Origin of the sequence: Lelliottia nimipressuralis, from assembly GCF_041464075.1 — a bacterium.
Lineage (GTDB): Bacteria > Pseudomonadota > Gammaproteobacteria > Enterobacterales > Enterobacteriaceae > Enterobacter > Enterobacter nimipressuralis.
Genome location: NZ_CP167172.1, coordinates 2,487,996 through 2,506,549 on the forward strand (window position 1 = coordinate 2,487,996; position 18,554 = coordinate 2,506,549).

Here is an 18,554-nt window from a genome sequence, read left to right on the forward strand (position 1 = left end):
CCATGACCGGAAAATACGCTCTAATCTACGCAGATCCTCCCTGGTCTTACGGCAACACCATCAGCAACGGCGCCGCTGCCGATCACTACCCCACCATGAAACTCATCGACATCAAGCGCCTGCCAGTTTGGGAATTGGCCGCCGAAAACGCTGTTCTGGCGATGTGGTACACCGGCACGCATAACCAGGAGGCTATCGAACTGGCCGAGGCCTGGGGCTTTACCGTTCGCACGATGAAGGGCTTTACCTGGGTGAAGCTGAATCAGAACGCCGAGCTGCGAATCAACAAGGCGCTGGCCGAGGGTGAAGTCACTGACTTTTACGCCTTCCTCGATCTGCTTAACGCCGAGACGCGCATGAACGGCGGCAACCACACCCGGGCCAATACCGAAGATCTGCTGATTGCCACCCGCGGCGCCGGTCTGGAACGAAAGCACGCCGGGATTAAGCAGGTGGTCTACAGCCCGCTCGGAGCGCACAGCGAAAAGCCATGGGAAGTTCGCCATCGTTGGAACTGCTTTACGGCGATGTGCCCCGCATTGAGCTGTTTAGCCGCAGCGCGGCGCCAGGCTGGCATCACTGGGGAAATCAGTGCGCCACCGCCGCGGTTGTATTGCTGCCCGGCTGCGCCATCGATGTTGTGAAAACGGAGGCCGCATGACGCCAGAAACAGACAACGCTATCCGCGCCGCGTGCCGCCGCTGCACCGAGGAAATCCAGCAGGCTATGCGCATAAAGCCAAAGCCGAACTGGAACGAAACAGTGACGCCCATCATCCGGAAACACCACCAGCAAATTGCACCTCTGGGAGTTAGCCTCCTGGAGTTCATCTCTTACGCAGGCCGCATTAACGGGCGGTTTGGAGCCGAACAATGACAACAAAAAAATGGGGTCATAACGAGCTTGCTCATGACCTTGCCGAGCATCTACGCCAGAACACAGCGCGCATCTGCTGGGAGGACATGCAACTCGGGCCAGCCGGTACGTGCCGACCTGATGTTTACTCTATTGCTCACAGCTACAGCAAATTCTGCCCTGTCGTCTATGAGGTAAAGGTCAGCGTAAGTGATTTCCGGGCTGACGTCACAGCAGGCAAATACACCAAATACTTCAACTACGCAGGCGGCGTTGTTTTTGCAGTTCCTGAAGGCATGCTCAAGAAAAGCGACATCCCAGATGGTTGTGGCTTGATGATCCGGAAGGAAACTGGATGGCATACCCTCAAGGGGCCGACAATGCGCCAGATTGATACCCTTCCTCGCGATGCCTGGATGAAGCTGCTAATGGATGGCATGACCAGGCAGGCAGAGAGAACCCAAATAAAAAGCCGCGTAATCAACACCTACCTTAGCGACCAAAAACTAATGAAGCGACATGGCAACGAAATCGCCGATCTTGTTTGTCGAGCACATCGGTCGAAGGAGCGACTTGAGCAGCACATTAGGGATAACGATGAAAGGCTGAAGAACCTGCGCCAGGAAAGTGAAGAGGAGTCGCAACGCCGACGTAAGCGCCGGGAGGAATCGGAGGAACGGTTAACCGACGCTCAGCAAGATCTGGCGAAAGCGCTTGGCCTCGACCCGAATGTCCCTATGTATGTTCTGACAAGGACGCTATGGGAAGCGACGCGCCGACTCACCGATGATGAAGAGATAAAGAGGTTGCGAGGAATATTGTCCAACCTTGAGCGCACGCTTAATGACGGTCTGAAACCATTACCCGGGGAGAAAGCCGCATGAACAGAGCCTCGCCCGTTGATTTGAGGAAAAGCCTCGACATTGCCAACCACCTTGCGCACATCGGGATTCGCTTTGTGCCTATCCCGGTGGCGACCGAGGAAGAGTTCCAGACGCTGGCCGCCAAGTTATCTCGACGGCTTGAGCAGATGGCAGTCGAAACCGAGAAGAATGAAGGCGGTGCAGCATGAAGGCACTAATCACCAGGTCGCTAAAGCCGCCTTTTTTATTGCTGGCGTTCACCTTCAACCGAATTAACCGACAGTTCCGGGAGCATTGACCATGGCCGATATCATCGATACCGCAGCAGAGATTGAAGAGCTTCAGCGTAACGCCGCCCTTTCCGCTCACCGGCTCAACCGCAACGCCGTATCAGCTGAGCATTGTGCAGAATGCGGCGAAGACATCCCGGAGCCGCGGCGCGCTGCCGTTCCCGGCTGCCAGACGTGCGCGGAATGCCAGGGTGTGATCGAATTCAGGAATAAGCTGAGAGGCTCGTGAATTTAATCCTGTCGTTCAAACCATGAAGCACATGCGCCTCACGAAAAATTCGCTTAGTATCAACTAACTATACCCCACGCGTCATCAACCTATTCAGGAAAGTTAATGATGAAAGATATTATGCTATTTGGTGCAGGGCACAAAGGTACTAAGCGTCAAGTTGAGCCAGGGAAAGATTCCTACTACTTCAACAGTAAACCAGCACCATCGTCTTCAGGCACTAATATAGTTAGTTATAGTGCAAAGCAGGTTTCATTCCGGGTTAGCACTGTCTATCCAGAAAAAGGTGGTTTTTTGATTGGAGTACATGGTGAAGAACCTTCAGATAAAACGATATTAGAAGCTATATTTAAGTACAACCCTACCCCACTGAACTGATAACAGCACTTTAAAACGAACCTCGCCCTGGCGGGGTTTTTTATTGGTTCAAAATCGCTGCGCCCAGCGTTCGGCATGGGGAGGCTAAGAAATCATACCGAAATGCTTCATTGCCTGCTCGATATGCGGGACGAATTTGTCAGGGCATTCATACACCCTTGAGTCAGGAGAAATCCGGTTCGGAGCTGGCCTCGTATTGATTCCTTTCATGCTCTTAACATGAGCTATGTGGCATGTATCAACGCTAACGCCATTTACCGATTTCACATATTCTTGAATCTGCTTATAGGTTGCCATGCTTCCCTCCTTATCAATGCAACTCAATATACCCCACCGATAACGCAACTGATAGCCAGTTATGAGCTGGCTATTGGGTGCGAAAGCACTGCTCCGTTATCCCCCATTTTGCCCGGCCCCGCGCCGGGCGCTTTTTTTGGAGATCACAGATGAATGACAGCATCCTGGTTACAAGCGAAATCCTTGCGCGCTACAAAATATCCCGAAGTACGCTCTATTTCTGGAGCACTCCAAAACGCATGCCGTCCAGCTTTTCATGTCCTTTCCCTAAACCAACCATCCCTGGAAATCCGAAGCGCTGGCGAGAGTCAGAAATTAAGTCATGGGAAGACAAGGTCAACTTTACTAAAGAGGATACCCAATAATCTCCTGCAAATGCTTCTGCCAGATATCCAGCCATTCATGCTGATCGTCCATATAGTCATGAAGGTTGTATCTGGCCATAACCCCGCCCATCTGATGTCCGAGCAACTTTTCTATAACGTGTGGTGGAGCGCCAAGCTCGGACAGGCGCGTGGCCACCGTTCTCCGCAAATCATGTAATGACCACTCTTTCATTCCGCTCTTACGCACTACCTGCATCGAGTACGTCGAGACAAGTGTCTGCCCAGGTGGGACATCTTCTTTATCCCGGAACTGTGCTGGAGTAAGAACGTGCTTAGTGATTGATCCGCGTTGATGCTCTTGCAGAAGCCTGACCGCAGTATAAGGCAGCGCACGACGGATAGTTTTGCCGGTCTTATAATCCTCTGCTGGCACTGTCCAGGTCATTTCTTTGAAATCGAACCACTCCCATCTCGACTTTCTGATTTCTGCGGCGCGGCATCCGGTAAGAATCATGAACCTGATTACCAGTTGCTGAGAAGGAGGTAGAGAGAAAAGAGTATCCCACAACTGCTTTATCTCACTATCTGAAAGCCGCCTTTCCTTCATCTTCGCTGCTATACCGACATCCGATTTGCGTAACGACTCCAGTGGGTTGGTTTTGATTACCCCCCTGTTGTGGCAGAACCGGAAAGCACGCTTGGTTAGAGACAGCATCTCACCTGATATGACACTCCTCCCCATTGCGTCGAAAACCTCAAGCCAGTTCGCCTTTACTGTCTGGTCCACAATAGCCTTACCCAGGCGCGGACTAATGTGCTTTTTGAAGCTTTTGCTGTTCGCATCAATTTTGATGAGACCCTCTGGAATGCAGTAATGGTTCACCCAGTATTCATAAGCTTCATCAACAGTTAGGGCTTCTATCCTTTCAGCTTTCTCCACCAGCACTCTCTGGCGGGGGTCATACCCATCACTTAACCACGCCCTGAACTGCTGCCTTCTGTCTCGCGCCTGAGAGAGTGAAATGGTTGGATAGTCACCAATGCTTAACTGCACTGGCTTTCCCTGCCAGCGATACCGATAGAAGAATGTGATCGAACCGGTTATGCTTAGACGCACATTCAGACCGTTTGAATCTGAGAGAACCTCTACTTTCTCTCTGCGCTTTCCCAGCGACTTTCGTAACTTTGTATCTGTGAGCACCGTGTACACTCCCTGGTAATGTACGCAGAAGTGTACACAAATCTTCTAAATTGCATCCATTCAAAATAAAACACGTTAAAACGATATTAATATAAAAATTAGGTGTGGTGCTGTTTTGGTGGCTATAGATTAAATCATAATAAAGCGCTCTGAATTACAGGCTTACGAAAACGTATGCCTCAAGACGATAAGCATTAAAATTGAAGGCCAGACAGCGTGCTGTCTGGCCTTTTCTCTTCCCGACCGTCTGCTTTTCGTATTTCCCACCAGCTGTAAATCATAGTAGCATCCCGCCTGTCGTCTTCCGTAACGAGCTTAAGAAACAATGACAACAACGAATGACGCCCCTCAGGGCGAACTGGTTTTACGCACACTTGCTATGCCTGCCGACACCAATGCGAACGGTGACATCTTTGGCGGGTGGTTAATGGCCCAGATGGACATGGGCGGCGCGATCCTCGCAAAAGAGATCGCACATGGCCGCGTGGTGACGGTCAGAGTCGACGGGATGACGTTTTTGCGTCCGGTCGCAGTGGGTGATGTCGTGTGCTGCTACGCACGCTGCGTCAAACGCGGTAACACGTCGATATCGATCAATATTGAAGTCTGGGTGAAGAAGGTCTCTTCCGAGCCGATTGGCCAGCGCTACAAGGCGACTGAAGCGCTGTTTATCTATGTCGCGGTGGACAATCAGGGCAAACCTCGCCCACTGCCACAGATATAAAAAAAGCCTCCATCTGGAGGCTTTCTTGTTTATTCCATCTGCGCCCCGCCGTTCAGGCGGAAGACGATGTTTACGATAAGTCCATTCCCCGGCTTGCCAGGCTCGTAGCGCCATTTACGCATCGCGGCTTTCACTTCTCGCTCGAACATGTTTGCTGGTTGCGCCGAGAGCACTTCGACGTTATCGACACGGCCATCCGCGGTCACGTCAAACTTCACACGCAGACGCCCCTCAATGCGCAGGGCCTGTGCACGCGCAGGATACTGCGGCTGATTACGGCTCATCGCGCGCGGACCAGAAGGAGCAGACACCACCGGCTTCGTCGTCGTCGGCGAACTATTCATGACCGGTTTCGCGGGTGCGGTGTTCTGGGTTGACTGCACCGCGCGGGGTTCGACCGGACGCTCTTCACGCTTCGGACGCTCCTCGACCTTTTTCACCGGCTTCGGTTTTGGCTTCGGCTTAGGTTTTGGTTCTGGCTTGTGGATCACCACGGGCGCTTCTTTCGGCGGTTCCGGAACAACTTCAGGTTCTGGTTCTGGCTCAGGCTCGACAACCGGCTCCGGCGGAGGCGGAACCACCTGCGGTTCCAGATCTGCTGGCGACACCATCGTCACAGAAATCGGCTGCGCAGGTGCTGGCATTTCAATAACCTGATGAACCGAAGTGTAGAGCAGCGCCGCCACGACAGCGCCGTGGATCACAACGGACAGTAGCGTCGGCCAGGGAAAGCGGCGAGGTAAATCGAGGGTCATCGAAGTCATAATCGTTACAGTTAAAAAACCAGACCCTGATTTTAAATGCAAATAGCAATCATATTCAATAAGACACTCCATCTTCTCGCGATTTAACTGCTCGCAAGGCCAAAAAAGTCGCATCTTTGTTAGGGTTTTAACAAGGTCGTTATCTTTACATTGCAGTCATCGATGCTTTCACATAACGTAATTGACACTTTTTATGGCTAAGGAGCTCCGCCGTGCTTTACGTGATTTACGCTGAAGATGTTGCCGATTCTCTGGAAAAACGACTTTCCGTGCGCCCTGCCCATCTCGCGCGTCTGCAACTGTTACATGACGAAGGAAAATTACTGACCGCCGGCCCGATGCCCGCAGTGGATAGCAACGATCCCGGTGCGGCTGGCTTTAGCGGTTCTACGGTCATTGCGGAGTTTGAATCGCTGGAAGCTGCACAGTCCTGGGCCGAAGCAGACCCGTACGTCGCGGCAGGGGTTTATGAGAAAGTGACGGTCAGACCGTTCAAGAAAGTGTTTTGAGGTAAGAGGGAAGGCTCCCGCAGGCGCTTTTCCTATATCGTCATCACGATTGCATTGATACCAAAAGCCCCGCCAGCGTGTGCGGGGCTTTTATTTTTACATGACTCAACAGGGCAGGAAAAAAGTAATCCCCCTCACCTCATTCACTCCCCGCGCATACTAAAACCGGCTCTGCGGAAGTCTCGATATACTTCGGGATTGGTGAATGCCGGGAACTTAGCTTTCTGGGCTGCGGATTTGAGTGCTTCGCAATAGGCTTTATTGCCGTCGCTGGTCGATATGTTTAACGCCGTGCCATCCTCTGCAAACTGGATGTGCAACCTGCATTGTTTTCCTTTCCAGCGCTGGGGATCCACAAGTTCGGTATTAATAGCATCTCTGATGGCTCGCGCCTGTGCGCCCCACTCATCCTTGTCATCCCAGCGACCGGAACTGCAATCCCCCGTTGCGGTGGTTTTATGGCATCCGGACGGATGTAACGGTGCGCAGCCCGAGACCAGGCTTATCAGAATGGCGAGCATAAGAATCTTATTCATGTGAAACCTTTAATATCGTCCCGCCAACCGCTTTCACGTTTGGCGGGACGATGGTTCTCAATGTAATGACGCGAGTCGCGCCGCAAAGCCCACAAACAGCAAACCGATCAAGCCATTTCCCAGCTTCGCCAGTTTCTTTTTGGTTTTCAGGTAGCGGGTGACAAACGCGCCGGAGAAGATCAGGAAACTCATGTACATAAAGCTGATAAGCTCAAGAGTGGTCGCGAGGATCAGGAAAGAGGTGCCGGTGTTTTTCGCGCTGACGTCGATGAACTGCACGAAGAATGAGACGTAGAACAGAATCGCTTTAGGATTGGTCAGGCTCAATACCAGCGAGCGTTTCATAATCATGCTCGCGGGTTCCGTTCCCCCGGCTTGCGCGCTATTTTTATGCGTCATCACTGACCAGAGCATTTTGCCACCCAGCCACAGCAGATAGAGCGCACCGAGATAGCGGACGATGTTGAATAACACCGGTGTGGTCTGGATCAGCGCAGCGACTCCTGCCCACGCCAGAAACATCAGTACCGCATCACCGATGAAAACTCCCGTGGCGGCGAGATAACCTTTTTTCACCCCGTGGCCGATGCCAGTTTTTAAAACAAACAACGTATTCGGGCCAGGCACCAGCACAATAAAGAAAGCACCCACAACATAAGTCCAGAAATTGAGAACACCAAACTCCGCAAACACCACCCGCTCCTTTTATCAAATAAATGAAAATGCCGCAGCTAAGCGGCATTTCAGGGTTAACTTTCGCTATTGTACGCCGTTATACCCGTCAAGATAAGACGCTGCCAGCTCATTCCCGAACAGCTTCGCATCTTTCTCTTCCATATCAGATGACCACTGATCGCTCTTATTACCCGTAAAGCTGTTATTACTTTTGACGCCTTTCAGCACCTGATCGCGGATACTTTGCGCATACTCATTGGCTTCCACCAGGGTGCGCCCCGCTTTGCGGTCCGTTTTGCCCTGCTCGTAGAGCTCGCGAAACTGCGGCACATTCAGGCGATAATTGAGCTGTTGGCTATTGGCGAAATTTCCACCGACAAAATTCGATTGATGAGAAACGAAGTAATAAGCGTGTCTTTCAGGTGCGGTTTTGCTGTTGGCACATCCGACGAGGACCGTCACGGCCATGAGTGCGGCGAGGTATTTACTGTTCATCCCTTTTATTTCCCTTTTATTTCCCTTTTATATGTTCCACTGCATCATCCAGGCACCGACAAAATCAACCAGCCCTGAAAATGATGACAATCCCAAACTTTCCCTGAGCGCATCCAGCGCAAAAAGCACAACCAATACCCACAGGAATGGATTCATCTGTTTTTATTCAATGCGTTATGTAGGTGAATTATATCTGAACAGCAGGGGGCGAAGGATACTGCGAAAATTGATAGTTATGCGGGAAACATCAGGCACCTGTCACGGTGCCTTCAGGGTACTCAGAGATCGCGAACGGCAAACACCAGTGCATTACGGTGATGGCTTAGTCCACATTTTCTGATGGCGTGGATACGCATATTGCGGCGGGACTGAGCCTCAAGCCAGCGGGCTTTACGACGACTCATTTGTCGCAACATGCGCCAGCGCCCTACTTCCGTTCTGCTGCGCTTCATGTCTACAACTCTTTCCTTAACAGAGACGCCATTATAAACCCCTGCCCACGGTAAACCAGCGCTTTTACCCACCCTTTTTATTTGCCAGATCAATTCTGATGCGTACACTCATAACAATACGCTTTCAAAAGGATTTTTTATTTATGACAACCTTCTACACCGTGGTGAGTTGGCTGGTCATTTTGGGATACTGGCTGCTGATCGCAGGTGTGACACTTCGCATCCTGATGAAACGCCGGGCCGTCCCTTCTGCCATGGCCTGGCTTTTGATCATCTACATCCTGCCGCTGGTAGGAATTATCGCGTATCTCTCCTTTGGTGAATTGCATCTGGGTAAGCGCCGCGCCGAGCGTGCACGCGCCATGTGGCCGTCGACGGCAAAATGGCTGAACGATCTGAAATCCTGCAAACATATTTTCGCCCAGGAGAACAGCAGCGTCGCCTCGTCTCTGTTCAAACTTTGCGAACGTCGTCAGGGAATTGGCGGCGTCAAAGGCAACCAGCTGCAGTTACTCACTACCTCCGACGATGTGATGCAGGCGCTGATCCGCGATATCCAGCTCGCCCGACATAATATCGAGATGGTGTTCTATATCTGGCAGCCCGGCGGAATGGCCGACCAGGTGGCGGAATCGCTGATGGCGGCATCGCGCCGGGGTATTCACTGCCGTCTGATGCTCGATTCCGCCGGCAGCGTGGCGTTCTTCCGTAGTCCCTGGGCGACCATGATGCGTAATGCCGGCATTGAAGTTGTCGAAGCGCTGAAGGTAAATCTGCTGCGTGTGTTCCTGCGCCGCATGGATTTACGCCAGCATCGCAAGATGATCATGATCGACAACTATATAGCCTACACCGGCAGCATGAACATGGTCGATCCGCGCTTCTTTAAACAGGACTCTGGCGTGGGTCAGTGGGTCGATTTAATGGCGCGTATGGAAGGCCCGGTTGCAACGGCGATGGGGATTGTTTACTCCTGCGACTGGGAAATCGAAACCGGCAAACGCATTTTGCCGCCGCCGCCCGACGCTAACATCATGCCGTTTGAGCAAGAGAGCGGCCATACCATTCACACCATCGCTTCCGGGCCTGGATTTCCTGAGGATTTAATCCACCAGGCGCTGCTCACGGCGGCGTATTCTGCGCGTGAATATCTGATCATGACCACGCCCTACTTTGTCCCGAGCGACGACCTGCTCCATGCGATTTGCACCGCCGCACAGCGCGGTGTGGATGTCAGCATTATTATGCCGCGTAAAAACGATTCAGTTCTGGTGGGATGGGCCAGCCGGGCCTTCTTTAGCGAACTGCTGGCAGCGGGTGTCAAAATTTATCAGTTTGAAGGGGGCTTGTTGCATACCAAGAGTGTGCTGGTCGACGGCGAACTGAGCCTGGTCGGCACGGTGAATCTGGATATGCGTAGCCTGTGGCTCAATTTTGAAATTACACTGGTGATTGATGACGTCGGTTTTGGTGGCGATCTGGCGGCGGTGCAGGACGATTATATCTCCCGCTCGCGCCTGCTGGACGCGCATCTGTGGATGAAACGTCCGCTGTGGCAGCGGATCACCGAACGACTGTTTTACTTCTTTAGTCCGTTGCTGTAAAACGTGCCCAACGATGTTTTAACAGGTAATCATCATGGAAATGGATCTGAACAATCGCCTGACTGAAGACGAAACCCTTGAGCAGGCCTACGACATTTTTCTCGAACTGGCGATGGACAATCTCGATCCCGCAGACGTGATCCTCTTCAATCTGCAATTTGAAGAGCGCGGCGGCGCAGAGCTGTTTGACCCGTCCGAAGACTGGGCCGAGCACGTCGATTTCGACCTCAACCCAGACTTCTTCGCCGAAGTGGTGATTGGGCTGGCCGATACTGACGGCGGCGAGATTAACGATATTTTTGCCCGCGTGCTGTTGTGCCGGGAAAAAGATCACAAACTGTGCCACATCCTCTGGCGCGAATAACAAAAAGGCTGCGATGGCAGCCTTTTTTATTTAGTCCGGTAGTTCACTCCCGCAGCGATTACAAAACCGCGCGCTATGCTCATGGCTCGCCTGCTGGCATCTCGGGCACTTACGCTGCTGCTGACGATTCTGAAATGCCGCGCTCATGTGGGTGGTAATCAGCCCGGTCGGGATAGCAATCACCGAGTAACCAATCAAAATCAGCACCGACGCCACGATCCTGCCGAGCGGCGTGTGGGGGGTAATGTCCCCGTAGCCCACGGTCGTCACGGTGACAATCGCCCAGTACACCGACGCATTCAGCGTGGTGAAACCGTAAGTCGGCCCTTCAATCAGATACATCAGCGCGCCGAAAACCACCATCACAATCGCGATAAACGAATAGAACAGGATCAGCTGATGCCGGGCGCTATAAATGGCTTTCCAGAACACGCGCAATGACGGCATAAAACGCAGCAGTTTCAGGACTCGCAGCACGCGGATGGCGCGCATCGCTCGCCACGCAAAAACATAATTGATGCTGATTTCAGGCCACAGCCACATTACATACAGCGGCAGAATCGTCGCTAAATCAATAATCCCCCAGAAGCTGAACACATATTTCGCCGGATTCGCCCAGCTGAACAGGCGCAGGAAATACTCCAGGGTAAATATCAGGGTGACAAAAAGCTCCAGCCAGACGAACAGATGCCATTCATCAAGCGTAAGGTGATACTGCGTCCCCAGGCCGGATTCAATAAAGATGATGAATACGCTGAGAAGCGCAAACAGGCCGCACAATCCTTCGAAGCGACGCCCGGAGCGGGTGTTAGGATCGAATAGCAGGCGATAGGTCTTACGCCGTACAGAAGAAACGGATATCGACACATTAACCTCGCAAAAGAAGAAGGGCTGACATCATGTCAGCCCTTGCGATTATAACGGGTCTACTTTCAGGCAGGAAACCGCATGTCGGAAACTTCCTTCCAATACAGGCCGGGTTTGCGCACATTCCGGCCCCGCCATTGGGCAACGCGTGCGGAACACGCAGCCAGATGGCGGGTTGATCGGCGAAGGCAGCTCACCTTCCAGAAGCTGGATCACTTTATTTTTTTCCAGATCCGGGTCGGGAACCGGCACCGCAGACATCAGCGCTTTGGTGTACGGGTGCAGCGGGTTGTGATAGACCTCATCATAGGTGCCCAGCTCAACCGCATGACCAAGATACATCACCAGCACACGGTCGGAGATGTGTTTCACCACCGCCAGGTCATGGGCGATGAAGATCAGCGACAGCCCCATTTCACGCTGCAATTTCTGCAGCAAGTTCACCACCTGCGCCTGAATCGACACGTCCAGTGCTGAAACCGGTTCGTCACAAATAATCAGCTTCGGTTCCAGAATCAGCGCGCGGGCAATACCGATACGCTGACACTGACCACCAGAAAACTCGTGCGGATAGCGGTTGATAAGGTTCGGCAACAGGCCCACTTTCATCATCATCGCTTTCACGCGATCGCGAACTTCCTGACGCGGCATTTTCGGATGATAGGTGCGAAGCGGCTCAGCAATGATATCGCCGATGTTCATACGCGGGTTCAGGGAGGCCAGCGGATCCTGGAAAATCATCTGGATGTCGCTGCGCACCGCGCGCCACTCTTCCTGTTTCATTCCCAGCAGGTCTTTGCCAAGCCAGGCCACTTTGCCGTCCGTCGCTTTGACCAGGCCGATAATGGCGCGGGCAAAGGTCGACTTTCCACAGCCAGACTCGCCGACCACGCCCAGAGTCTCCCCTTCGTAAAGACGCAGGGTGACGCCATCGACGGCTTTCAGGGTTTTCGACGGCTGCCAGAACCACTGCTTGCCGTCTTTAATATCGAAATGCACTTTTAGGTCAGCGATTTCGAGCAAGACATTTCTTTTTTCGTCAATGGCGTTCATACCAGCTCCTCATGCGGCTTAAAGCAGGCGCGCAGACGGCCTGGTGCAAACTCTTCCAGCGGGGGTGCGCTGTTGCAGATTTCCATCGCGTACTGGCAGCGAGGCTGGAACGGGCAGCCTTTCGGCAGACGCAGCAGGTTTGGCGGGTTGCCGGGAATGGTCAGCAGGGATTCACCTTCCGCATCGAGACGCGGAACTGCATTCAGCAGACCGATAGAGTACGGGTGTGCAGGATGATAGAACACATCGCGCGCCCTGCCGTACTCCATGGTACGACCGGCATACATCACCAGCACTTTGTCACAGATGCCGGCCACGACGCCGAGATCGTGGGTAATCATGATGATGGCGGTGTTGAACTCACGCTTCAGTTCGTTCAGCAGGGTCATGATCTGTGCCTGAACGGTCACGTCCAGCGCGGTGGTGGGTTCATCGGCGATCAGCAGTTTTGGCCGACACAGCAGCGCCATGGCGATCATTACGCGCTGGCGCATCCCACCGGAAAACTCGTGCGGGAACATGCGCATGCGTTTACGCGCTTCTGGCATTTTGACTGCATCCAGCATTCTCACCGACTCTTCGAACGCTTCTGCTTTGTTCATGCCTTTATGCAGCATCAGGACTTCCATCAGCTGCTCGCCCACACGCATGTACGGGTTCAGCGAGGTCATTGGGTCCTGGAAAATCATCGAAATCTGTTCTGCGCGCAGCTTGTTCAACTCGTGCTCAGGCAGATTCAGAATGTTTTTGCCGTTAAAGGTCGCGGTTCCTCCGATGCGGCCATTCGGTGCCAGCAGCCCCATCAGCGCAAAGGCGGTTTGCGATTTACCGGAGCCGGACTCACCGACGATACCCAGCGTTTCACCGGCCCGCAGATCGAAATTCAGATCGTTGACGGCGGTAACATCGCCATCCGGGGTTTTAAAGGTGACGCGCAGATCTTTGACATCCAGCAGCACGTTTTGCTGCTTTTGCGCCTGTGGCGCAGCTGCCGTTTCAATAATAGTCATCGCGGCACTCCTTAACGGTCTTTCGGGTCGAGGGCATCACGCAGACCATCGCCGATAAAGTTGAAACAGAACAGGGTTACCACCAGGAAACCAGCCGGGAATAGCAGCAGCCACGGAGAGACTTCCATGGAGTTTGCGCCATCGCTTAACAATGCGCCCCAGCTGCTCAGCGGCTCCTGGGTACCCAGACCGAGGAAGCTCAGGAAGGATTCAAACAGGATCATGCTGGGTACCAGCAGTGATGCGTACACCACAACCACGCCGAGCACGTTTGGCACGATATGACGCACCACAATCCCGCTGACGGAGACACCGCCCACCTGGGCTGCTTCGATAAATTCTTTACGCTTCAGGCTCAGAGTCTGGCCACGCACGATACGCGCCATATCCAGCCAGGAAACCATCCCGATAGCCACGAAGATCAGCAGGATGTTTTGTCCAAAGAAGGTCACCAGCAGAATAACGAAGAACATAAACGGGAAGGAGTTCAGGATTTCCAGCAGACGCATCATCACGGAATCCACTTTGCCGCCGAGGTAGCCGGAAAGCGAGCCGTAAAGTGTGCCGACGATCACCGCCACCAGCGCCGCAGCGATACCGACCATCAGAGAGATACGGCCACCGATCGCCACGCGCACCAGCAGGTCGCGTCCGGAGGAGTCCGTACCAAAGTAGTGGCCGGAAACCATATCCGGAGCACTGGACATCATGCCCCAGTCAGTATCGAAATAGGTGAACTGCGACAGCATCGGGGCCAAGGCCACGAACAGGGCAATGCAGATCAACACGACCAGACTGGCGACCGCCGCACGGTTATGCATAAAGCGACGGCGGGCGTCCTGCCACAGGCTGCGCCCTTCGACTTCAAGTTTCTCAGTGAAGTTTTCCAGCGCCTCGCTGTTTTTCTTACTCAACATCATGGCGTGCTCCAGCGCTAGTAGCGAATTTTCGGGTCGATAACGGCATACAGCACATCGACAATGGCGTTAAAGAGAATGGTCAGTGCACCGACCAGGATCGTAAGGCTGAGCACCAGCGAGTAGTCACGGTTCAGGGCGCCATTCACAAACAGCTGACCGATACCCGGCAGGCCGTAAATGGTTTCAATGACCATGGAACCCGTGATGATCCCAACGAACGCAGGGCCCATATAGGAGAGCACAGGCAGCAGCGCAGGTTTTAACGCATGACGGAGAATGATGCGGTGCATCGGCAGGCCTTTCGCCCGCGCGGTACGAATAAAGTTGGAGTGGAGCACTTCAATCATCGAACCACGGGTAATACGCGCGATACTGGCGATATAGGCCAGAGAGAGCGCCACCATAGGCAGAATCATGAATTTTAGCGCCCCGCCGTTCCAGCCGCCTCCGGGCAGCCATTTGAGCGTGATGGCAAATATCATCACCAGTAACGGTGCCACCACAAAGCTCGGGATAACCACCCCGGTCATGGCGATCCCCATTACCGTGTAGTCCCATCGGGTGTTTTGTTTCAGCGCGGCGATGACGCCTGCGGTGACCCCCAGAACAACGGCCAGAATAAATGCCGCTGCGCCTAACTTAGCCGACACGGGGAAGCTCGATGCGACGAGGTCGTTAACGGAATAGTCTTTATATTTAAACGAAGGACCAAAATCACCCTGCGCCAGCTGCTTCAGATAATTGAAGTACTGCGTGGAGATAGGATCGTTTAAATGGTATTTGGCTTCGATGTTCGCCATGACTTCTGGCGGCAGTGCGCGCTCGCTGGTAAACGGACTACCTGGTGCGAGACGCATCATGAAGAATGAAATCGTAATGAGAATAAAAAGCGTCGGTATCGCTTCAAGACAGCGACGTAGGATAAATTTCAACATTGCCCGTACCTTCTGGCGTGTGCCTTTTACACAAGCTCGTTCAGTCGTTCCTGAATGATGCCGTGTATATTGTGCGATGAATTAAGACACGGTGGGGCAAATAACTTTGCCCCACGGTTTGCCATTAATGCTTAATGATGTACAGATCTTTGGTGTAGATGTTATCCATCGGATCTTTGCCGGTATAACCGCCAACCCATGGTTTCACCAGACGCGCGTTTACATAGTAGTAAACCGGTACAATCGCAGAGTCCTGACCCAACTGCTGTTCCGCTTTGTCGTACAGTGCAGTACGCTGCGCTTCGTCAGTCACTTTCAGCGTATCTTTCATGATCGCGTCAAAGGCCGGGCTCTTATAGTGCGCGGTGTTCATGGAGCTGTCAGACAGCATAGTGTTCAGGAAGGAAGTCGGTTCGTTGTAGTCCGCACACCAGCCCGCACGCGCCACGTCATAGTTGCCCTGATGACGGGTATCCAGGAAGGTTTTCCACTCCTGGTTCACCAGCTTCACATCCACACCCAGGTTTTTCTTCCAGATGGAGGAAGCCGCGATGGCCAGTTTTTTGTGCAGATCGGAGGTGTTGTACAGCAGGTTAAACGTCAACGGTTTATCAGCGGTGTAGCCTGCTTCAGCCAGCAGTTTTTTCGCTTCTTCGTTACGTTTTTCCTGAGTCCAGGAGAACCACTCTGGTTTGGTCAGTTTCGCACCGTCAGTATATGGCGGGGTATAGCCGAACGCAGGCAGATCGCCCTGTGCTTTTACTTTGTTCACGATGATGTCGCGATCCAGACCCAGCTTCAGCGCGGTACGTACGCGAGCGTCATTGAATGGCGCTTTCTGGTTGTTGATTTCGTAGTAATAAGTACACAGATACGGGTCAACGTGAACTTCGGTCGGGATCTCTTTTTTCAGTTTCTGGAACAGTTCGATCGGCAGGTTGTTATAAGTCATGTCGATCTCACCGCTGCGGTAGCGGTTTACGTCGGTGACTTCAGACGAGATCGGCAGATAGGTAATCTGATCGACGATGGTTTTCGCGTTATCCCAGTAGTTGGTATTACGCTCCATCACGATACGCTCGTTAACCACCCAGTCTTTCAGCTTGTAGGCACCGTTGGTCACGATGTTCGCTGGCTGAGTCCATTTCTCACCGAATTTTTCGATAGCGGCTTTGTTGACCGGTGACATGGCCGGGTTAACCAGCAGTTTGTAGAAGTATGGAACAGGTTCGCTCAGGGTCACTTCCAGCGTGTGGTCATCAACCGCTTTTACGCCCAGCTCAGAAGGTTTCTTTTTGCCGTCGATGATTTCATCAACGTTCAGGATGTGACCGTACTGCGGATAGCTGGCGTACGGGGATGCGGTGTTTGGATCCACCAGACGCTGCCAGCTGTATACGAAATCTTGTGCGGTGACAGGTTCACCGTTGGACCATTTTGCGTCTTTACGCAGGTGGAATGTCCAGACTTTAAAGTCTTTATTATCCCAGGATTCAGCCACGCCCGGGATCGGGTGACCGTCTTTGGTGGAGGTAATCAGCAGGCCTTCAAACAGGTCGCGGCTGATGTTTGCTTCAGGAACGCCTTCAATTTTGTTCGGATCCAGTGACTGTGGCTCGGCGCCATTGTTGCGGATCATGGTTTGCTTTTCTGACAGTGTGACACCTGCAGGTACATCAGCAGCCATTGCCATATTACCTGCGATTAGCGCAGTGAAAATTCCTGCGGCAATCAGACTTTTTTTTGTGATGATGGACATTGTGTTGATACTCCACTCATTATAATTACTGGTTTTAATGCCAGCCTGTTTATTTCCCCTAAGGGGTCCTGAACAACGCAGGAGTTTAGCTGCTGTCAGGTCGTTTACTTCTTGCTATCACCGACTGTACTTATTACTGGTGGCTCGTTTGGCCGCCTTGCGTCGATTCTTAACACGCCTCCCCTGTTTTGAGGCGTGTGATGTCTAGTTGAGATGAGCGTTATATTTGAAAATCATTCTCATCTGGAAGAGTGCGTTGGCAAAATATAAGGCCGGAAAGTACCAAATGGCTTAATTTCGCGCCAATACATTTTGCAAATTTGTTAAGCAATTCTCTTTTACGGGGAGTCCCGTTTTTCTGGGGGGCGTCCTGCCACACATCAAAGGTAAAGAAACTACCAAATATTCAATGTGATAGAGAGTTTCCTCTCGCCAACCGCTGTGCTGTGGTCACCTCGGTGGGTTTTTGTACAAAAATTTAACAACTGATTATTATTTAGCACATTCGTCTAGGGGAATGTTGAAATTACTAATATCATTTCAGTTATCGCACAGCAAGCCCCAGAGTATCGTGTGAGTAAAATAACAGAGTGTTTGCGCGGTTTATGTTCAGGTCGTTTGAAAGGATAAAACTAAGTTACTGAAATGTAAGAAAACAGATTTATTAGCAGAATTTATTATGTCTTGTGAAGTTTTCAACTTTATTTATATGATTTGCTGATAATCACGAAAAAAAACGGAGCCACTGGCTCCGCTCTTTCATATGAAAACGTTAATTTAGTAACCCAGGGAAAATACTTTTTAGCCCGGTCACAATAAATTCTATCCCAAGCGCCATCAGCAACAGGCCCATAATACGGGTAATAACGTTAATTCCAGTCTGCCCCAGCAAACGCACCAGCCAGGGTGCAATTCGGAAAACGCCCCAGCAGCAGAGGGCAAACAGCGCAATCGCCACCGAAAAGCCAACCAGATGCACCCAGTTGTGGTAGCGGGTTCCCCAGACGATGGTCGAGCTGATTGCTCCCGGTCCGGCCATCAACGGCAACGCCAGCGGCACAACGCCAATGCTTTCGCGCACCGCCGTTTCTGATTTTTCCTGCTTGTTCTGTTTATCCTCACCCAGCTTACCGCTGATCATCGACATGGCGATAGTCACCACCAGGATGCCGCCGGCGATACGGAAGGAGTCGATGGAGATGCCAAAGATTTGCAGAATCGAATCACCGAGGAAAAGCGACGTCAGCAAAATGATGGCCACCGACAGGTTTGCCGTCAAATTGGTCTTATTTCTGGCAACCGCCGTCTGATAACTGGTCATGCTAATGAAGACAGGAATGATCCCGACCGGGTTCACCAGCGCGAACAACCCGATAAAAAACTTAAAATAGGTAGAAAAATCAAAGAGCAATGGGGTCACAGTTAGCTCCGTAAATCAGCATGGCCCA

At 52.3% G+C, this 18,554-nt stretch carries 24 protein-coding genes and 1 pseudogene; 10 read left to right on the forward strand and 15 right to left on the reverse strand.

The features are described 5' to 3' along the window. Nucleotides 1–2: 2 nt before the first annotated feature. From ACB496_RS11790 to ACB496_RS11815, 6 genes and pseudogenes are all read left to right on the forward strand, one after another. A pseudogene (locus ACB496_RS11790) lies at nucleotides 3–661 on the forward strand (MT-A70 family methyltransferase). Further along, nucleotides 658–876 (forward strand): hypothetical protein, encoded by a 219-nt coding sequence (locus ACB496_RS11795; protein WP_371972610.1) that lies wholly within the window; start codon nucleotides 658–660, stop codon nucleotides 874–876. The pseudogene ACB496_RS11790 and the gene ACB496_RS11795 overlap by 4 nt, the downstream one beginning before the upstream one ends. After that, nucleotides 873–1,739 (forward strand): MmcB family DNA repair protein, encoded by an 867-nt coding sequence (locus ACB496_RS11800; protein ID WP_371972611.1) that lies wholly within the window; start codon nucleotides 873–875, stop codon nucleotides 1,737–1,739. Before ACB496_RS11795 ends, ACB496_RS11800 begins: the two co-directional genes overlap by 4 nt. Further along, nucleotides 1,736–1,927, forward strand: coding sequence for a DUF1382 family protein (locus ACB496_RS11805; RefSeq protein WP_371972612.1), 192 nt, complete (start codon nucleotides 1,736–1,738; stop codon nucleotides 1,925–1,927). The genes ACB496_RS11800 and ACB496_RS11805 overlap by 4 nt, the downstream gene beginning before the upstream one ends. A 91-nt stretch (nucleotides 1,928–2,018) precedes the next feature. Then, the gene (locus ACB496_RS11810; RefSeq protein WP_371972614.1) at nucleotides 2,019–2,237 is read left to right on the forward strand and encodes a TraR/DksA family transcriptional regulator; all 219 of its coding nucleotides are present in this window, start codon (nucleotides 2,019–2,021) and stop codon (nucleotides 2,235–2,237) included. A 105-nt stretch (nucleotides 2,238–2,342) separates the two neighbouring features. Beyond that, entirely contained in the window at nucleotides 2,343–2,615 is a 273-nt protein-coding gene (locus ACB496_RS11815; protein ID WP_371972616.1) for a hypothetical protein, read from the forward strand. A gap of 84 nt (nucleotides 2,616–2,699) precedes the next feature. Here the strand turns inward: ACB496_RS11815 and ACB496_RS11820 are convergent, their stop codons facing one another. Continuing rightward, on the reverse strand, nucleotides 2,700–2,912 hold the full coding sequence (locus ACB496_RS11820) for a hypothetical protein (RefSeq protein ID WP_371972618.1): 213 nt from the start codon (nucleotides 2,910–2,912) through the stop codon (nucleotides 2,700–2,702). 345 nt (nucleotides 2,913–3,257) lie between these two features. Further along, complete coding sequence (locus tag ACB496_RS11825) at nucleotides 3,258–4,439, reverse strand: tyrosine-type recombinase/integrase (RefSeq protein ID WP_371972619.1); 1,182 nt, start codon at nucleotides 4,437–4,439, stop codon at nucleotides 3,258–3,260. Nucleotides 4,440–4,764: 325 nt separating this feature from the next. On the opposite strand from ACB496_RS11825, the gene yciA reads away from it, so the two are divergent. Continuing rightward, nucleotides 4,765–5,163: an acyl-CoA thioester hydrolase YciA gene (gene yciA, locus ACB496_RS11830; RefSeq protein ID WP_312068961.1), complete on the forward strand. Its 399-nt coding sequence runs from the start codon at nucleotides 4,765–4,767 to the stop codon at nucleotides 5,161–5,163. Nucleotides 5,164–5,192: 29 nt separating this feature from the next. Here yciA and tonB read toward each other — a convergent pair whose 3' ends face one another. After that, a complete protein-coding gene (gene tonB / locus ACB496_RS11835) occupies nucleotides 5,193–5,918 on the reverse strand; it encodes a TonB system transport protein TonB (RefSeq protein ID WP_102103878.1) in 726 nt (241 codons plus the stop codon). A 221-nt stretch (nucleotides 5,919–6,139) separates the two neighbouring features. Between tonB and ACB496_RS11840 the strand changes: the two genes are divergently transcribed. Continuing rightward, nucleotides 6,140–6,436, forward strand: coding sequence for a YciI family protein (locus ACB496_RS11840; RefSeq protein ID WP_100779949.1), 297 nt, complete (start codon nucleotides 6,140–6,142; stop codon nucleotides 6,434–6,436). Nucleotides 6,437–6,579: 143 nt separating this feature from the next. Here the strand turns inward: ACB496_RS11840 and ACB496_RS11845 are convergent, their stop codons facing one another. The 5 genes from ACB496_RS11845 to ACB496_RS11865 all read right to left on the reverse strand — a co-directional run bounded on the left by ACB496_RS11845 (nucleotide 6,580) and on the right by ACB496_RS11865 (nucleotide 8,594). Next, nucleotides 6,580–6,972 (reverse strand): cell envelope integrity TolA C-terminal domain-containing protein, encoded by a 393-nt coding sequence (locus ACB496_RS11845; RefSeq protein WP_371972620.1) that lies wholly within the window; start codon nucleotides 6,970–6,972, stop codon nucleotides 6,580–6,582. A 57-nt stretch (nucleotides 6,973–7,029) separates the two neighbouring features. Beyond that, the gene (leuE, locus tag ACB496_RS11850) at nucleotides 7,030–7,665 is read right to left on the reverse strand and encodes a leucine efflux protein LeuE (RefSeq protein ID WP_100779948.1); all 636 of its coding nucleotides are present in this window, start codon (nucleotides 7,663–7,665) and stop codon (nucleotides 7,030–7,032) included. Between the two features lie 66 nt (nucleotides 7,666–7,731). Beyond that, a complete protein-coding gene (locus tag ACB496_RS11855; protein WP_371972622.1) occupies nucleotides 7,732–8,142 on the reverse strand; it encodes an Exc2 family lipoprotein in 411 nt (136 codons plus the stop codon). Nucleotides 8,143–8,169: 27 nt separating this feature from the next. Further along, a complete protein-coding gene (locus ACB496_RS11860) occupies nucleotides 8,170–8,298 on the reverse strand; it encodes a KPN_01571 family protein (RefSeq protein ID WP_213015980.1) in 129 nt (42 codons plus the stop codon). A gap of 122 nt (nucleotides 8,299–8,420) precedes the next feature. Then, the gene (locus ACB496_RS11865; RefSeq protein ID WP_087892605.1) at nucleotides 8,421–8,594 is read right to left on the reverse strand and encodes a YciY family protein; all 174 of its coding nucleotides are present in this window, start codon (nucleotides 8,592–8,594) and stop codon (nucleotides 8,421–8,423) included. A 143-nt stretch (nucleotides 8,595–8,737) separates the two neighbouring features. Between ACB496_RS11865 and cls the strand changes: the two genes are divergently transcribed. After that, entirely contained in the window at nucleotides 8,738–10,198 is a 1,461-nt protein-coding gene (cls, locus tag ACB496_RS11870) for a cardiolipin synthase (protein ID WP_100779946.1), read from the forward strand. 34 nt (nucleotides 10,199–10,232) lie between these two features. Beyond that, a complete protein-coding gene (locus ACB496_RS11875; RefSeq protein WP_100779945.1) occupies nucleotides 10,233–10,562 on the forward strand; it encodes an HI1450 family dsDNA-mimic protein in 330 nt (109 codons plus the stop codon). A gap of 30 nt (nucleotides 10,563–10,592) precedes the next feature. Here ACB496_RS11875 and ACB496_RS11880 read toward each other — a convergent pair whose 3' ends face one another. The 7 genes from ACB496_RS11880 to ACB496_RS11910 form a co-directional block, all read right to left on the reverse strand. After that, nucleotides 10,593–11,429 carry an ion transporter gene (locus tag ACB496_RS11880; protein ID WP_123427706.1) on the reverse strand — a complete coding sequence of 279 codons (837 nt, stop codon included), beginning with the start codon at nucleotides 11,427–11,429 and terminating at the stop codon, nucleotides 10,593–10,595. Between the two features lie 48 nt (nucleotides 11,430–11,477). After that, entirely contained in the window at nucleotides 11,478–12,482 is a 1,005-nt protein-coding gene (gene oppF, locus ACB496_RS11885; protein ID WP_100779943.1) for a murein tripeptide/oligopeptide ABC transporter ATP binding protein OppF, read from the reverse strand. After that, complete coding sequence (locus ACB496_RS11890; RefSeq protein ID WP_100779942.1) at nucleotides 12,479–13,492, reverse strand: ABC transporter ATP-binding protein; 1,014 nt, start codon at nucleotides 13,490–13,492, stop codon at nucleotides 12,479–12,481. Before ACB496_RS11890 ends, oppF begins: the two co-directional genes overlap by 4 nt. Before the next feature lie 11 nt (nucleotides 13,493–13,503). After that, the gene (gene oppC / locus ACB496_RS11895; RefSeq protein WP_102103881.1) at nucleotides 13,504–14,412 is read right to left on the reverse strand and encodes an oligopeptide ABC transporter permease OppC; all 909 of its coding nucleotides are present in this window, start codon (nucleotides 14,410–14,412) and stop codon (nucleotides 13,504–13,506) included. A 14-nt stretch (nucleotides 14,413–14,426) separates the two neighbouring features. Further along, on the reverse strand, nucleotides 14,427–15,347 hold the full coding sequence (oppB, locus tag ACB496_RS11900; RefSeq protein WP_100779940.1) for an oligopeptide ABC transporter permease OppB: 921 nt from the start codon (nucleotides 15,345–15,347) through the stop codon (nucleotides 14,427–14,429). Between the two features lie 124 nt (nucleotides 15,348–15,471). After that, nucleotides 15,472–17,106 carry an oligopeptide ABC transporter substrate-binding protein OppA gene (gene oppA / locus ACB496_RS11905; RefSeq protein WP_102103882.1) on the reverse strand — a complete coding sequence of 545 codons (1,635 nt, stop codon included), beginning with the start codon at nucleotides 17,104–17,106 and terminating at the stop codon, nucleotides 15,472–15,474. A gap of 772 nt (nucleotides 17,107–17,878) precedes the next feature. Further along, nucleotides 17,879–18,526, reverse strand: a complete 648-nt coding sequence (locus tag ACB496_RS11910) for a YchE family NAAT transporter (RefSeq protein ID WP_100779937.1) — start codon at nucleotides 18,524–18,526, stop codon at nucleotides 17,879–17,881. Nucleotides 18,527–18,554: the final 28 nt, after the last annotated feature.